We start from the raw sequence: 15,059 nt of genomic DNA, 5'->3' as shown, positions 1-15,059 counted from the left end.
AAGGAGACACTCCAATGGCCGGTGAAAAGGAAGGTGCCGTCTGGCCCCTGCCGAAATTCTACTTCAGCGTGGACATCGGCGACATGGGCACGAACCTGCCGTTCCAGGAGGTGACGGGGCTCGATACCGAGACGCAGATCATCGAATATCGCGCGGGCAACTCGAAGGTGTTTTCGCCGATCAAGATGCCGGGCATCGCCAAGACCGGGAACGTGACCCTGAAGAAGGGTGTTTTCGTGAAGGATAACAAGTTCTTCGACTGGTATGCGAAGATCAAGATGAACACCATCAAGCGCGAGAGCGTAACGATCAAGCTGCTGGATGAAAGCGGCAAGCCGACGATGGTGTGGAAGCTCTCGAACGCATGGCCCACCAAGATCACCGGCACCGATCTGAAGTCCGACGGCAATGAGGTGGCGGTGGAGACGCTGGAGATCGCCCACGAGGGCATCACCATCGAGAACTCCTGAGCGGGGGCCGACGATGAGCTATTACCCGCCTGTCGGCTTCTCCTTCACCGTCGCCGTCGGCAGTACCACCCAGGGCGTCGACGCGGCCTTCAAGGAGGTGCGCGGGCTCGACAGCCGGACGGGAGTGATGGAGCTGCGCGAGGGCGGCGAGAACAGATTTGTTCACAAGCTGCCGGGCCGGGTGCGCAACAGCAACCTCGTGCTGACGCGGGGTTTGATGGTAGCGAGTTCCGGGCTGTTTCGCTGGGCCAAGGCCACGCTCGAGGGCGGGCTGGCCGAGCCCATCAAGCCGCAATCGCTGCTGGTGTCGCTGCTCGCGCCGGACCAGACGCCGATGATCGGCTGGTCGTTCGACAGGGCCTGGCCGGTGCGCTGGAGCGTGGGGCCGTTCGATGCGCAGGCCAACAAGCTGGCGATCGAGACGCTCGAGTTCGCCTATGGCGCGGTAACGCGCAAGTTGTTCAAGACACAGAAGAAAGAAGGCCTCCTGGGCAGCTAGGATGGGCCGGGGGAAGGCTGCATGACCGTCGAAATCCGTGAGATCGTGATCCGGGGCCACGTTTATGAAGACGGGGCAACGCCGGGTGCCTTTGCGGGTGGCCCTGCGCCCGCGCCCGTGCCAGTCGCGCCCGACCTCGGCAGCCCCGAGCTTCTGGCGCTGATCCGGCGGCAGGTGGAGCTGGCCCTGCGCGCCCGGTCCGAAAGGTAGGGTAGGGCGATGCTGAGCAAACTCCAGATCATCGCCTACAAGGATGATGAGCTGCGCTCCAAGGTGGGCAGCTACGCGGTGCAGCTCAACCCGGAAAGCTACGAGCACCGCCACCACGCCGAGTTCACCACCGACCGGGGCATCGACGCGGCGGGGGCGATCTCGCAGTTCAAGTCGCGCGCGCCCGAGGTGCTCAGCTTCGCGGCGGTGATCGACGCGACGGGCGTTGTGCCCGGCGTCAGCTCCATCGACGACGAGCTGGGCAAGATCCGCAAGGTGGCCTACAGCTTCAACGGCTCGATCCACAGCCCGAATTACCTGCGGGTGGCCTGGGGCAAGCTGACGTTTGATTGCCAGTTGGTCGATCTTAACGTTTCCTACCTGCTGTTCAGCCCGCAGGGCTTGCCGCTCCGGGCGCGGCTGATCTTCACCTTCCGCCAGCACCAGACCCCGGCAGACCTCGCGCGCGGGGCTGGCAAGCAGAGCGCCGACCTTACCCACCAGCGCGTGGTGCGCGAGGAGGCCGGGCTTTCGCTGATGTGCTACGATGTTTACGGCGATCCCGGGCTTTACCCGCAGGTGGGCCGCGCGAATGACCTCAATGATGTGATGCACGTGCCCGAGGGCCGCGCGCTGAACTTTCCGCCGGTGCGCGGGCAATGACGCAATCTGTCCGCAGCCCCGCGTCCGACCTTGTCACGGTTGAGATCCTGGCCGGGGGCAGGGCCATTTCCGACAGCCTGATGGTGCGCGAGGTTTCGGTAGACCGCCTGCTCAACCGCTTGCCCGAGGCGCGCATCGTGATCGAGGATGGCGACCCCTCGCAGGAGACCTTCAAGGCGAGCGAGAGCAGCGATTTTGCGCCGGGAAAAGAGATCGAGGTGAAGCTGGGCTACCATGCGAAGAACGTAAGCGTTTTCAAGGGCATCATCCTGCGTCAGGCGCTTGAGGTGGATGAAATCGGCGCCAGCGCGCTGACGCTGGTGTGCGGCGACAAGGCCGCCGCGCTGACGGTGGCGCGCGGGGCCAAGGTGTTTATCGACAGCACCGACAGCGCCGCGATGAGCGCGCTGATCTCTGCCGCCGGGCTGAGTGCCGATGTTTCCTCCACCAGCGGCAGCCACCCGCACCTGGCGCAGGCCAATGCCACGGCCTGGGATTTCATCCTCGCTCGGGCCGAGATCAACGGCATGGTGGTGGATGTGGCCGGCGGCAAGGTGCGGGTCGCCAAGCCGGACTTTTCCTCGGCGGAGTATGACGTGCTTTTCGGCGAGAGCCTGATTGCCATTTCGCTGGAGCTTGATGCCCCCAGCCAGCTTGGCGGGGTGAAGGCGCTGAGCTGGTCGGCCAAGGAACAGGAGACGGTGGAGGCCTCGGGCTCGGACCCGTCGGTGAACAGCCAGGGCAACATCTCGGGCACCAAGCTGGCGGAGGTGCTGGGGGTGAAGGACTTCGGGCTGCAAACCCCCGATCCGGTGGAGGATGCGGCACTGAAGACATGGGCCGATGCGCAGCTTCTGAAGTCGCGGCTGGCGCGGTTTCGCGGCTGGATCAGCTTTCCGGGCAATGCGGCCATCGTGCCGGGCAAGGCGCTGAAATTGCAGGGCCTTGGCGCGCGCTTCGATGGCGAGGCCTATGTGGCCGGGGTGCGGCACCGGGCAAGCGGCGGCACATGGGTGACGGAGGCGCGCTTCGGGTTGGACCGAAAGTGGTTCACCGATACCCACCGGGATGCCACCATGGCCCCCGCCTCGGCCCGGCTGCCGGGGGCGACGGGCTTGCAGATTGCCAAGGTGGTGCAGGTCAACGGCGACCCGGAGAGTGCCGGGCGGATCAAGGTGAGTTTTCCGCTGCTGCCCGGCTCGGAGGGGCTTTGGGTGCGCGTGGCGCAGCCATATGCCAGCGAGGAGATCGGCATCACCTTTTTGCCCGAGGTGGGCGACGAGCTGGTGGTGGGCTTCCTCGGCGGTGACCCGAATGCGCCGGTGATGCTGGGCGCGCTGCACAGTGCCAAGCGCAAGCCCGCCTTTACGCCCGAGGAGACGAACGCCGAGAAGTCCATCGTCACCCGCTCCAGGCTGTCGATCAGCTTCGACGACGAGAAGAAGGTGCTGACGGTGAAAACGCCTGGGGGCCATTCGATCACGCTCAGCGACGAGGAGAAATCCATCGAGGTGGCGGATTCCAACGGCAACACGCTGAAAATGGCCGAGAGCGGCATGAGCCTGTCGACGCCCGCCGACATGACGATCTCGGCCACCGGCTCGGTCTCGATCAGCGGGGACGCGGGGGTGAGCATCGACACGCCAGCCGATGTGTCGGTGTCGGGCGGCGTGGTGTCGATCAGTGCCGAAACCGAGTTTTCGGCGGATGGCGCGGCCTCGGCGAGCGTCACCTCTGCGGGCGAGCTGTCGATCACCGGCAGCCTCGTGATGATCAACTAGGAGATGGCCCGATGCGCGCGCTGATGACCCCGCCGCCAGCCCAGGCCCAGCCCCGAGGAGGCCTGGCCCATGCCGCCTGCTGCCCGCCTGACCGACATGCACGAATGCCCGATGCAGACCCCCACGCCGGTGCCGGTGCCGCACGTCGGCGGCCCGATCGTGGGGCCGGGGGTGCCCACCGTGCTGATCGGCGGTCTGCCGGCCTCGGTGGTGGGGGATACGCTGGTGTGTGTCGGCCCGCCCGATGCGGTGGTGATGGGCTCGGCCACGGTGCTGATCGGCGGGCGGCCCGCAGCGCGGATGGGCGACGAAACCGCCCATGGTGGCACGATCCTCACCGGCTTTCCCACTGTTCTGATTGGCGAATAGGAGGCCAGACATGCCGCCGGTGAGCCGCCCCGCCTCTTCCTTTCCCGCCTTCATCGGGCGTGGCTGGAGCTTTCCGCCGCGCTTTGACATCGCTCCGGACGATGCGGGCGGGCTCGGCATGGTGGAGATGGTGGATGGCACACGCGATATCGACCAGAGCCTGGAAGTGCTGATGTTCACTCTCATGGGCGAGCGGGTGATGCGGCCCACCTACGGCGTCGGGTTGCAGCTGGATGTCTTCATGCCGATGGATCTTTCGGAGATGACCCTGTTGCAACGGCGGATCGAGAAGGCGCTGTTGTTCTTCGAGCCGAGGATCACCGACACCGTGGTGACGGTGGCCCCCGCGCCGGATGCGGATGCCCGGCTCGATGTGGCCATCGACTACCGGATCGTGGGCACCAACACCCGAGGCAACCGCGTGTTCCCCTTCTACCACGACGAGGCGACCCATGCCCCGGGATGACGCCACCACCCCGGCCCTGAGGCTGCATCCGGCCCAGGAGATAGATCACCTCTGGCAGGGGGGTCGGGCGATTGCCGCGCTCGATCCGGCGAGCTTTGGCATCGACGAGCGCAGCGTGGACGACACGATCCGCTTTGCCGTGGAGCTTGCCGGGATGATTGCCTACGCCCGGCCCGATGGCCGGCTGGTGCGGTCCGGAATGGGGCCGGGGTGGGCGCAGTTCTTTCGCGACGATCCGGGCTTCCTGCTGGCCCGGATCGCCGGGCACAGGCCGGGCGGGCGCGTCGAGGCGGATTGGGACTTTCTGCGCGAGGCCAGCCGGGAGGCCAGGTGGCTGGCGGCGCGCATGCCGCAGAGCAGCATGGTGCGCGGGCTGCAAACCGTGCTCGACGCGGCCGGGCAGGCCGAGCTTTTCCTGCGACCAAAGGGCGTGGGTGCCGAGGCCGGGCATTGGGAGGCGCTGGGCTGGGAGCAGTTGCAACTGGGCGCCTCGGGGGAAGCGCGGCTGGGCGCGGTGATGGCGCGGGTGCAGGAAGTGGCACGGCAGGCGCTGTCGCAGGCCTTGTCGGACAGCCCGGATCACCAGCCGCACGCGGGGCTTTTCCTTGCCTTCGCTCAGGTGCTTCAGACCACCCGCAGCGGGTTGAACGGGCTGACGGAGCGGCACCTGGAGTTCTACTATCGGGAGGTCTTGCAGCAGGCTCCGGCGACTGCCCGGCCTGACAGCACCTGGCTGGCGCTCACCTTCGGGCCGGGCACGCCGCCGGTGGCGCTGGAAGAGGGGCACGTCTTTCTGGGGCCGCAGGCTGCGGATGGAAGCCGCGTTCGCTTTGGGCTGGATCGCGCGGTGCGCTTCGCGCCGGCGCGGCTGCTGGCGATCGACCGGCTCGGCCTTTGGCAGGACCGCCGGGGGCGCGTCGGCGGGATCACCGCCACGGCGATGCCGCTGTCTGGCGTGCCCGGCGGCTGGCCTTCCTTCGGGCACGGTCGCGCGGGCGGTGCGCTGGTGCGCGGTGCGCGGGCCGATCCGGCGCTATGCGGCATCATGATCGCGTCGCAGGCCCTGGCGCTGAGCGGCGGAGCGCGCGAGATCGAGGTGACGCTCAGGCTGGTGGACCCGGAGAGCCGGGGGATCGCCGATGCGCTGCGCCAAATCGCGGCGGAGCTGCCGCCAGAGGTGACGGCGGCGCAGCGAGAGGCGGCTTGCCTTGCCATCCTGGCCGCCAGCTACCGCGCCGAGGTGAGCACCGCCAAGGGCCCGGTGCTGGCTGATGGGCTTGAAGTGACCCGCGCCGAGGGTGCGCGCGGCGCGGCACCGGGCCGCCTGACCTTTCGGCTCACCCTGCCCCCTTCTGCGCCGCCGATCGCCGCCGACCCGAAGAGCGCGCCCGCGTTGCCCTGGCTGCGGTTCACCCTCGACCCGGCGGCGCGGCCCTTCGGCTATGCGCCGCTGGGGCGCTTCCTTGTGACCGATGCCCAGCTTGCAGTCCGGGTCGCCGGGCTTGGCGGGGCGGTGCTCGGGGCGGGGCAGGGCAAGCCGGTGCCAACGGAGGGCACCTTGCCCTTTGGCCCGGTCCCCGCGCCCGGCGCGCAGCTGGAAATCAGCCACCCCGACCTTTTGCAGCAGGGGGCCAAGCGCCTGGGGCTGAGTTGGGATTGGATCGGTCTGCCGCAGCCGCCAGAAGACCTCGCCAGCCATTACGCGGGTTATGGAGACGACATTGGCAACCAGAGCTTTCGGGCCGTGCCGGAGGTGTCGGATGGCAGCCAATGGGCCGGGGCCTTGCCCGAGGGCCGACCGGAGGAGGAGCGCCGCACAGGCGTGCCGATCTTTGCGCTGGGCGGGGAGGGCGCGATGACGCCGGACGTGGCGATGCGGTTCGACGCGGAAGCTTTGGAGGGCGCGCCGCCGATGCGCCGGGTGCGCCTGACATGGCGCGCCCCGGCGATGGGGCTCGGGCAGAGGGTGTATCCGGGGCTTCTGGCGGATGCGGTTCTGGCGAAGGCCACCAGGTGGAAGATCCCTGCCGCGATCCTCGGGTTCTTCGGGCTGGAGCGGCCCGTGGTGCAGCCCAAACCGCCGCTTCAGGTCAAGCTTGCGGGGCTGCGGCTGAGTTACACCCGTCGCGCCTCGGTGGCGGCGGGCACGGCGGCATTGTGGCGGGTTGCCCCGCTCGATGCCCCTGCGCAGGTGAGCCAGTCGGCGCTGTCGCCGCTGCCGCAGAGCGGACGGGCGCTGTTGCGGCTGACGGTGGGGGGCGTGGCGCCGGGCGAGGTGGTGAACTTGCTTGTGATCACCGCCGACGGCCCCAAAGCCCGTGCCACGCCGGGGCTGCCCGAGCAAAGCGAGCCGCCGCTGGACATCACCTGGGCCTACCGTTCGGGCGCAGGTTGGGAAGATCTGCCCGAGGCGATGGTTCTGGCGGACGAGACCGACCATCTGCGGCAGACCGGGGTGATCTCCCTGGTGCTGCCGGGGGATATCGCCCCGGGGCCGGACGGTGCTGTGCAGATCGGGCTGTCGGCCCCGCCGGGCGTGGCCCCGCCGGGGCGGGTGGTGCAGATCCTGACGGGTGGCGCACGGGTGACCCGGGTGATGGACCCGCTCCCCGATCTGCCGCCCGCGGTGGCGGAGGGTGTCGGCCCGGCCGCGCCGCATCTGCCCGCAGGTGCGATCAAGGGATCGGAGCAGCCGGTTGCGGGCCTGACGGCCACGCTTCAGCCTTTGGCGAGCACGGGCGGGCGGGCGGCAGAGACGGTGGCCGCCTTCCGCCAGCGCCTCAGCGACGCCTTGCGGACCAAGGAGCGCGCCATCACCGCCGGAGATTACGAAACGCTGGTGCTCGATGCCTTCCCCGATATTGCGGAAGCCAAGTGCCTGATCGACGTGCAGCAGGGCGGGCTGACGGTTGTCGTGACGCCCTGTGCCGGGCGTGATCTGCCCGACGCGCGGCCCGCGGTGGGCCTGCCGCGCCGCCGGGAGATTGCCGCCTTTCTTGCGGCGCGCGCGGCGCTCTGGAGCGGCGAAATCCGGATTGTGTCGCCCAGCTACGAGGCGGTGCATCTCGGCGGGTGGCTGGCGCTGGAGCCGGGGGCTTCGCGGGGGGATGTCTTTGCCCGGATCGAGGCGGTGCTGTCAGGCTGGCTTTGCCCGTGGCGCGGGGCGGCGCTGGCGCCGATGCCAATCGGCACGGGACAGATTGAGGCGGCGGCGCTGGCGGCGCGGCTGGAGGAGGTGCCCGGTGTGGCGCGGATCACCGGGGTATCACTGGTGCAGACCTTCGAGACGGCGGACGCGAGCGTTGTGGGCGCCGTTCGGCATGGGTTGAAAGACACCGCTCTGGCGACGCGGCTGCGCGGGTGGCGGCCCGAAGGCGTGATCCGGAGCTCGGGGCCCTGCTCGGTGCTCGTGCCCGCGCGGCGCCACAGCCTGAGCCTGCTGTCACCGGATCGGGCACTTGGTGGTCTCTCCGTGGCAGGCGATCTCTTTGCCTTCCGACCCGAGGAGGTGCCGCTGTGGCGCGCCGATCCGCTGGCGATCCCCCGCGCGCCGAAACCCTTCGGGATTGGCGCCATGGAGGTGGGCCGCAGCTTCATCCCGACAACGCCAGCCGATGCGACGCCGCCGCGTGAGGGTGGCCGCCCGCACCCGACAGGCGCGCCGCCCGCGCCTTTCGCGGTGCTGCCGCCGAGGGGCGGCGCACCGGGCGGTGACGGGCCGGGGCGGCCCGCGCAGGACAGGAGGGTTTTTTCGTGAGCACGGCCAAGACAGATCTGATCTCGAGCTTTCGTGACGGCAGCCTGCCCAGCGGCGAGGATTTTCGTGAGTTGATCGAGACCATGGCCACCGAGGACGAGCTGGCCCAGCTGCGGGCCCGCGTGGCCGCGATGGCCGCGCCCGAATTGCTCACATTCGGCCCAAGCGGCCAGAAGTGGACGCTGGCGCCCCAGGATGGCCAGTTGCGGCTCTTCCGCACCACCCGCCCGCCGGGCGACCAGCCGGGCGATGTGGCGCTTTCGGGGCTGGTTTCGATGGGCGGACGGATCGGTGCGGCACAGGGGGCGGACCTCTACGCGGAGGCCGCGCCCGTCATGGCCGCGATGGCGCTGCCCGCGCTGCCAACCAAGCATGGCTGGCAGACCCTTCTCGCGCCGCCGGGGCGGGCGGTGGCCTTCGAGATCGTGCTTTATGCCCCCGCCGGGGCGGGCGCGGGGCAGACCAATCTGCTCAAGCGGCTGGTGGGCATCGCTCCGCCGGAAGACACGGTGATTCACGCCACGGCCACTGCAACCGCCGACGGGCTGCAAACCTCCCTCTCCGAGGCCCGCAGCCCGGGGCGGGCGGGCATTCTGCGCCGCTTTGCGTGGGTGCTGGCGGGGCTTGTGCTGCTGCTTACGGCGCTGCTGGCCTACACGGGGGGCGACGTGACGGCGATCCCCGCCCAACTGGAGGCCGCGCTTGCCGCGCTCGGGCGGGTGCCGTCGGAGGGCATCTCGGCCCTGACGCCCGGGGCCATCGGGCTGGCGCTGGCGGCGCTGGTGGCGCTGCGCGAGGTGGTCGTGGCCGCAACGCGTTGGCGCGCCTCGGCTCTGCTACGTTGGCGCTCCGGCAGCTTCAACCCTTTCAAGCCACACCCCCGGTCGCTTCAGGTCAAGGCGGCGGGCGCGGTGCCGGCCTCTCCAACCACGCTGATCCGCTATGCGCTCACCCGCCTCTGGGACTAGCCCCCTCGCGCCCGGGGCCGAGCCGATGACGCCGCTGGTGGCACCGGTGATCGACGGGGCGGCGCAGCTCCCGCCCGAGGAGGCTTTCGAGGGGCTGTTTGAGGCGGCGCTGGCGCGGGTGCAGGCGCTGAGCGGTGCCACCTGGACCGATTACAACGAGCATGACCCGGGCGTCACAATGCTGGAGGCGCTGTGCTACGCGCTCACCGACATCGGCTACCGGACCAACCACCCGATTGCCGATATCATCGCCTCCTCTGCGGCCACCCATGGCCTGACCCCGGCGCAGATGGCGCTGTATACCGGGGCGGAGATCCTGCCCACGGCCCCGGTGACGGAAGAGGACGTGCGCGACCTGCTGCGCGTGAACTTCCCGTCGCTCTCCGGGGTGACACTGGCGCCACGCCGCCAGAATGCGCAGGTTGTGGATGTGTTTTTGCACGTGTCGCGCGTGGGCGCTTCAGGCCCGGGTGGCGGGCTGGCGGAGGCGGCCGCGCGGCTTTTGCGGGCAAACCGGCCGATGGGCCTGGCCTGGGGCGATGTGACCGAGATCGCGGCGCAGCCCTATGCCTTGCAGGCGCAGATCGAGCTGGCCCCGGAGGCGGCCCCGGTCGAGGCGGCGGCACGCATCCTCAGGGCCGCGGCTGAGGCAAGCGCGCCCCCGCCGGCCTTTGCCGGGCCGGTGGAGGAGGCGCTGGACGCCCCGAGCCCGCCGTTGGTCGGGCTCTTCGACCTCGGGGGCGCGCGCAGGGCCGCGCCCGCCCAGCCCGCGGACCCTGAGCAGGAGCCGGGGCAACTGCGGCGCGCGATCTCGGCCTTGCCGGAGGTCCGGGGCATCGCCCGCCTGAGCACCGGGACGAGCGGCGCGAGTGCGCTGCGCCTCGCCGCCCCTGCGGTGCCCGGTGCGGCGGAGAAGGTCACCGCCCAACCGATTGCGCCGCTCCGCGTGCCCGCGCTCGATTCCGAGGCGCTGGCGCAACTGGACCTCACCCGCATGGGCGTGGCGCTGCCGCTCGATGCCGCCGCCGTGCGCGCCCGCTATGCCGAGCTGGAGGCCGCGCAGCAGGATGTCGCGGCCTATGACCTCACGGTCCAACGCGCAGCGGGGCAGGGCCGGGTGCCACTGGGCAACCCGCGTCGGGAACTGGGGCGCTACCGGTCGGTGCAGTTTCTCTTCCCGCAGATCTACGGGCTGGGGCGGCTGGGGCTGACCAGCCCGCTGCGGGGCGACCAGAGGGCTGAGCGGATGGCGCGCATCCTGCAACTGAAGGGCTTCCTGCTGTTCTTCGAGCAGATCATGGCGAACACGCTGGCGCAGCTCGATGGGCTGGCGCCGCTCCTGTCGTCAGCGCCGCTCACGCGCAGCTACTTTGCCGGGCCGCTGGCGGGCGAGGGTGCTGCGCGTCAGGAGGTGGCACCGCAAACGGCGCGGCTTCTGGGCGAGGGCAGCGGTGCAGGCTGGGCGGTGGCCTATCGACGCAAACTGGAGGCCGCGCTTGGGCAGGCCGACCCTGTCGGGCCACGGCTCAACCGGGCGCTCGATCACATGCTCGCCCGCTTCGGCCAGCGCGTGCCCGACCGGCATCGCCGCACGCTGGATGAGTCCGCGGGCTGCACCCCCTCCGAGGCCTGGGGGCGGGTGCTGGAAGACAAGCGCGCGCTGCTTGCCGAGGCGGTGCCCTTGGGTCGCAACCGGGGCCTTGGGGTGAACCCCGATGCGCCGGACGGGGATTTTGCCTTCTTGCGCGCCCTGCGGCTGCGCACCGGATTTCGTGGCGCGGCCTGCGTGATCGAACATGCCGAACTGGCGCCGGTAGAGCCGCAGAAGGTGCAGGCGGTGGCGCTGGAGACCGAAACTGGCCTGAGCCTCACCGGGCTGCTGGCGCAGCCGCACGAGCGCTTTGACTGGCCGGAGCTGGGTGAGTATCTGGCCACGGCCTGCGGTGAGCGCGCGGCGTGGCAGATCTGGCCGCAGGAGGATTACAGCGCTGTCCTCGTGCTGCGCCCGGCCAAGGGGCCTGGCCTGACGATCTATCAGCGGTTCCGGTGCATTGAAGAGGCGCGGGAGGCGCGCGCGCTGCTGCTGGCCGTGCCGCCCAGGCTTTTGCCCACGCTGTTTCCGGGGCGGTTCTTCGGGGCGCGACTGACCTGCCTTCTGGCGCGGCACGACACTTCGGCAGAGATGCGCGCCTTCGTGGGCCGGGAGGTGCTGGCCCAGTGCCCGGCCCACTTGCAAACGGCGCTGGGCTGGGCCGAGCGGTTTGACCTGAGCTTTGCCGCACGGGAATATGCCGCGCAACTTGCCGCGCCGAAGGTAAGACGGGCGCGCTTGGTGGCGCTTGTGCAGCAGGTCTGGGTGGCGCGCGCATTGGAACAGGTGCAGGCCCCCGGCCAAGCGGAGGCAGTGGCATGAGCGAACACAGTGTGGGGCGCATGGTGTTCGATCTCGAAACGGGCGGCGTTGCGCTGGCCGAGCAGGTGCAGGCACGGGTGAGCCGCCATGCGGCACTCGGTCTGCCGGAGGTGCTGGAGGCTGGCCTGGCGGGCCACGTGCGGCGCATCGACCGGCTTGAGGTGGATATCGGGCGGGTGCCGCTCTCGGGGTTGGAGGCGGCGTTGGATCGGGGGCTGGAGGCTGCGCTGGCGGATCGGCTGGGCGATGCCTGTGAGCGGGCGGAAGCGCAGATCGAGGACAGAACGCAGGACGACGCGGCCGCGCCGGGAGCCGAGCCGGCGGAGGGCCCGGCTTCGGCGCTGTTGTTGATGGCCCCGGAGGAGGCGCGCGCCGCGCTGAGGGCGCGACTTGAAACGTATTTGGGGCGGCGCAGGCTGGCGCTGGAGCTGGGGGACGGGACGTTTGGCGCGGTGCTGAAGCACCTGGCGCTGGCACCGCCTGATGCGCGGGAACGGCGCCTGGGTGCGGCTCTCTCCGGGGCCGCACCGTCTGAGCGCGCAGCGTTTCGCGTCGCGCTGCTGCGCGCCCGCCTTGCGCGCGAAGAGGGCGCGGTGGAGGCGCTCTTGCCGCAGACGGTGGCGGAGCTTGCACCGGCCATTGAGCCGGATGGGCCGCCAGCCCGCAAGGGCGAGACGGCGCTGGAGCGGGCGCTTTCTGCCGCGCTCTTCCCGGAGCCTTCGGCGGGCGCAGCGCCCCCCTTTGCCGCGCCGGTGGTGGCCCGGGCGCTGCAAGAGGCACCTGCCGCGCTCTGCACTCATCTGTGTGACATGGCAACGCGCGGGCCCTTGGCCGAGACCCTTCTGGTGGCGCTGCCGGAAGACCTGTTGGAGCGCCTTCTCGCGCAGCTCTTTGGCCGCCACTGGCCCGCGCTTTGTACCCGGCTCGGAGACAGCACGCCCGCGCGCCTCAGGGTCGCGCTGCATGTCGGGCTGGAGCCCATGGGCGCGGGCGATCCGTGGGATCGGATTGCCGTGCGCCTTTCCGGATGGGAGCAGGCGCGCGCGGTGGAGTCTGTCGCTACCCTGAGGTCTGAGCCCGAGGCGACGCCACTGGCCAGCACCTCTGATGAGGAGGGCGTGCCGGGCGGTGCAGGGGAGGGCAGGCGAGACCCGCTTGGCCCAATGGCCCAGACGGCGGAGGACACGGCGGGCGAAGCGATGTTGCCGCGCGCCTCATCGCGCGAGGGTTCTGTCGTCAGGGGCGAAGCTGCGCGGGGGCCTGTGTCGGTTCAGGTCGGTGCGCAGGGGCGCGCGCGGAAGGCGCACACGGCGGGCCATGCAGAGGCGCGCGCGGTTGAGAACCACCTTCGCACCAGGCACTCCGATCCTGCTTGGGAGGAACGGCGCGGCAGGCGCCGCAGGGAAACCAACCCGGATCGCCCTGTTCCGCAGCACCATGAGGCAGGCCCGGACGCACCGGGTGCAGGCAAAGACGGTCTCGGGGCACGGGCCGGTGTTGTCGGGGCCGCCGGGCGCAAGGGCGACGAAAGAAAGACGACCGGTGGAGGGGCTGCCTGCGTGAGCGAGGGGGGCACGACAGACGAGCTCGGGCCGGGAGCGCGCAATTGGCAAGGCGCACCGGCGCACACAGGGCGACGTCCGCGTGATGCGGGCGGCGCTGCTGCTCAGGGGTGGGGCGAGGCCGACGCGGGCGGGTGGTCAGAGGAGGGTCGGCTCGAGGCCGCCGACGGCCCGGGGCCAGACGCGGCGGACCTTTCGTCGCCCGGGCTGAGACCGTCGGGCGCGGAGGCCGCTATGGCGGGTTCGTCGCTCCCGGAAGCAGGCGTGGCGCGAGGGGCAGGTCGGGCGACCCGGCGTGACGGGAATGCGGGCCACGCTGCGGCGCAAGGGGCGTCATGCGGGGCGCTCCTTGTGGAGGGCAGCCGAGAGGGAGAGCGGCCGGGCGCTGTCACGGAGCGGGAACTGGTGACGTCGGTGGCAGAGAGGCCCGGCTCTGCGGTTGGCCTGGATGAGCCTCTGCCGGAGGCGCTTGCCGATCTGGCCCGGGTGCTCTCGACCGGGCCGCTGCCGCCTGACATGGCGCGGCGCGTCTTGCGGGCGATGTCGGCACTGGCCCTCTTGCCCCCGCCGGACGTGACGGCGGCGCTGCGCCGCCTGCTGGCCCACCCGCCACTGCGGCAGCGGGTGGCCGCATGGGCCACGCCCGCCATCGCGCGGCGCGTGCTGGTGCTACTGGCGGCTCCGGCGGCCGCGGTCGCACTCTGCGACGACCTCGCGGACCTGCCTGAAAACGCCGCGGCGGGCTGGGCCAAGGGCGCAGTCCCGCGCGCAGTTGCAGCGCATCTTGCGGAGCACAGGGCGGCCCCGCCCGCCGAGGTGCTGACACCGCTGGCCTTGCTGCGCCGCGCGATGGCCGAGCGTCTGGCGGTGGGCGGCCTGCACTTTGCCAGCCTGCGCGCGGCGCTGGGTGCAGCGGCCCCGGTGGGGTCCGTTCTGGCGGCGACTCTGGGTGAGCTCGATGAACTGGAGGCGCTGGTGCCCCTGGTACACGCTTCTTCCGCCGCTCCTGTCGCGCCGGAGCCACCGGCTGAAGGCCTCGCGCCCACCTGGCAGACGCCGGTCGCCGGGGTGGTGCTGCTCTGGCCGTTTCTTGCCCGCTTCTTCGACGGGCTCGGGCTGTCGGAAGAGGGGCGCTTCCGCGGGCCGGCGGCGCGCTGGCGCGGGGCGCTCCTGGTGCAGCACCTGGCGACTGGGCAAGGGCTGGAGCCGCAGGGCGACATGGCCTTGCCCAAGGTGCTCTGCGGCCTGCCGCCGGAAGAGATCCTGCCCGAGGGCCAGGACCTTTCGCCTGCAGAAGACGATCTGGCGCAGGGGCTGATCGGCGCCGTGCTGGGGCATCTTGCGGCGCGGGTCAGCCTTTCGCCCGAGGCGTTGCGGGGCAACTATCTGGCCCGGGCGGGCCACCTCGACCTTGGCCCGTCACCCGGCCTCAGCGTGGCACACAGGCCGTGGGATGCGCTCCTTGCCGCGCTGCCCTGGCCGATGGGCGTTGTCAGCCTGCCTTCGATGAAACGGCCCCTCCCCATCGCGTGGCGGCTGGCATGACGGATCAGGCCCATGCCGCGCTGGAGGCCGAGCTTGACTGGCTGGCCGAACTCGTCGCCGCAGCGGTGGAGGCTTTGCTCACCGGCACACCCGATCTGCCCGACCGGGTGCGCCAGAGTCCACCTCCGGCGCCCGGCGGGCGCTACGGCGCGCTGCTCACCCGGGAAGGGCCGGACATGGCGGGGCGGCTTGCCCTCGTGCTCTGCCTTGCTCCGCATCTGCGGCCCGAGGCGCTGGACCCGCTGCACATCGTCGATCAGGCTACGGGCCGCCGCTTTACCCGCTTTGGCGGCGCGGTCGAGGGCGCGCGGCCGCTGATTGGCACGGTGACTACGCTGGCCTTTCTGCTCGGGCAG

At 70.7% G+C, this 15,059-nt stretch carries 12 protein-coding genes; all 12 read left to right on the top strand.

The features are described from left to right. Positions 1 to 14: 14 nt before the first annotated feature. Positions 15 to 470, top strand: a complete 456-nt coding sequence (locus tag DYI42_RS08975; RefSeq protein ID WP_213545596.1) for a phage tail protein — start codon at positions 15 to 17, stop codon at positions 468 to 470. Positions 471 to 483: 13 nt separating this feature from the next. Then, entirely contained in the window at positions 484 to 969 is a 486-nt protein-coding gene (locus DYI42_RS08970) for a phage tail protein (protein WP_213545595.1), read from the top strand. A gap of 21 nt (positions 970 to 990) precedes the next feature. Beyond that, a complete protein-coding gene (locus DYI42_RS08965; RefSeq protein ID WP_213545594.1) occupies positions 991 to 1,179 on the top strand; it encodes a DUF5908 family protein in 189 nt (62 codons plus the stop codon). Between the two features lie 9 nt (positions 1,180 to 1,188). Next, positions 1,189 to 1,842 carry a CIS tube protein gene (locus tag DYI42_RS08960; RefSeq protein ID WP_213545593.1) on the top strand — a complete coding sequence of 218 codons (654 nt, stop codon included), beginning with the start codon at positions 1,189 to 1,191 and terminating at the stop codon, positions 1,840 to 1,842. Continuing rightward, positions 1,839 to 3,623 carry a type VI secretion system tip protein VgrG gene (gene vgrG, locus DYI42_RS08955; RefSeq protein WP_213545592.1) on the top strand — a complete coding sequence of 595 codons (1,785 nt, stop codon included), beginning with the start codon at positions 1,839 to 1,841 and terminating at the stop codon, positions 3,621 to 3,623. Before DYI42_RS08960 ends, vgrG begins: the two co-directional genes overlap by 4 nt. Before the next feature lie 69 nt (positions 3,624 to 3,692). Then, positions 3,693 to 3,992 carry a PAAR domain-containing protein gene (locus DYI42_RS08950; RefSeq protein ID WP_213545591.1) on the top strand — a complete coding sequence of 100 codons (300 nt, stop codon included), beginning with the start codon at positions 3,693 to 3,695 and terminating at the stop codon, positions 3,990 to 3,992. A gap of 10 nt (positions 3,993 to 4,002) precedes the next feature. Beyond that, positions 4,003 to 4,458 (top strand): GPW/gp25 family protein, encoded by a 456-nt coding sequence (locus tag DYI42_RS08945; protein ID WP_213545590.1) that lies wholly within the window; start codon positions 4,003 to 4,005, stop codon positions 4,456 to 4,458. Then, positions 4,445 to 8,215 carry a baseplate J/gp47 family protein gene (locus DYI42_RS08940; protein WP_213545589.1) on the top strand — a complete coding sequence of 1,257 codons (3,771 nt, stop codon included), beginning with the start codon at positions 4,445 to 4,447 and terminating at the stop codon, positions 8,213 to 8,215. The genes DYI42_RS08945 and DYI42_RS08940 overlap by 14 nt, the downstream gene beginning before the upstream one ends. Next, entirely contained in the window at positions 8,212 to 9,183 is a 972-nt protein-coding gene (locus DYI42_RS08935) for a hypothetical protein (RefSeq protein ID WP_213545588.1), read from the top strand. The genes DYI42_RS08940 and DYI42_RS08935 overlap by 4 nt, the downstream gene beginning before the upstream one ends. 25 nt (positions 9,184 to 9,208) lie before the next feature. After that, the gene (locus DYI42_RS08930) at positions 9,209 to 11,596 is read left to right on the top strand and encodes a hypothetical protein (protein WP_213545587.1); all 2,388 of its coding nucleotides are present in this window, start codon (positions 9,209 to 9,211) and stop codon (positions 11,594 to 11,596) included. Then, on the top strand, positions 11,593 to 14,703 hold the full coding sequence (locus DYI42_RS08925) for a contractile injection system tape measure protein (RefSeq protein ID WP_213545586.1): 3,111 nt from the start codon (positions 11,593 to 11,595) through the stop codon (positions 14,701 to 14,703). The genes DYI42_RS08930 and DYI42_RS08925 overlap by 4 nt, the downstream gene beginning before the upstream one ends. Next, positions 14,700 to 15,059, top strand: a 360-nt coding sequence (locus tag DYI42_RS08920) for a hypothetical protein (RefSeq protein WP_213545585.1), incomplete at its 3' end; no start/stop codon positions are given. The genes DYI42_RS08925 and DYI42_RS08920, both read left to right, overlap by 4 nt.

Origin of the sequence: Vannielia litorea, assembly GCF_018424695.1 — a bacterium.
GTDB lineage: Bacteria > Pseudomonadota > Alphaproteobacteria > Rhodobacterales > Rhodobacteraceae > Vannielia > Vannielia litorea_A.
This window is presented reverse-complemented; position numbering and strand designations above follow the sequence as displayed.

Coding starts and splice junctions, on each gene's coding strand:
- DYI42_RS08970 (WP_213545595.1), top strand. CDS start 484: ATGAGCTATTACCCGCCTGTCGGCTTCTCCTTCACCGTCGCCGTCGGC.
- DYI42_RS08925 (WP_213545586.1), top strand. CDS start 11,593: ATGAGCGAACACAGTGTGGGGCGCATGGTGTTCGATCTCGAAACGGGC.
- DYI42_RS08960 (WP_213545593.1), top strand. CDS start 1,189: ATGCTGAGCAAACTCCAGATCATCGCCTACAAGGATGATGAGCTGCGC.
- DYI42_RS08950 (WP_213545591.1), top strand. CDS start 3,693: ATGCCGCCTGCTGCCCGCCTGACCGACATGCACGAATGCCCGATGCAG.
- DYI42_RS08945 (WP_213545590.1), top strand. CDS start 4,003: ATGCCGCCGGTGAGCCGCCCCGCCTCTTCCTTTCCCGCCTTCATCGGG.
- DYI42_RS08930 (WP_213545587.1), top strand. CDS start 9,209: ATGACGCCGCTGGTGGCACCGGTGATCGACGGGGCGGCGCAGCTCCCG.
- DYI42_RS08965 (WP_213545594.1), top strand. CDS start 991: ATGACCGTCGAAATCCGTGAGATCGTGATCCGGGGCCACGTTTATGAA.
- DYI42_RS08940 (WP_213545589.1), top strand. CDS start 4,445: ATGCCCCGGGATGACGCCACCACCCCGGCCCTGAGGCTGCATCCGGCC.
- DYI42_RS08975 (WP_213545596.1), top strand. CDS start 15: ATGGCCGGTGAAAAGGAAGGTGCCGTCTGGCCCCTGCCGAAATTCTAC.
- vgrG (WP_213545592.1), top strand. CDS start 1,839: ATGACGCAATCTGTCCGCAGCCCCGCGTCCGACCTTGTCACGGTTGAG.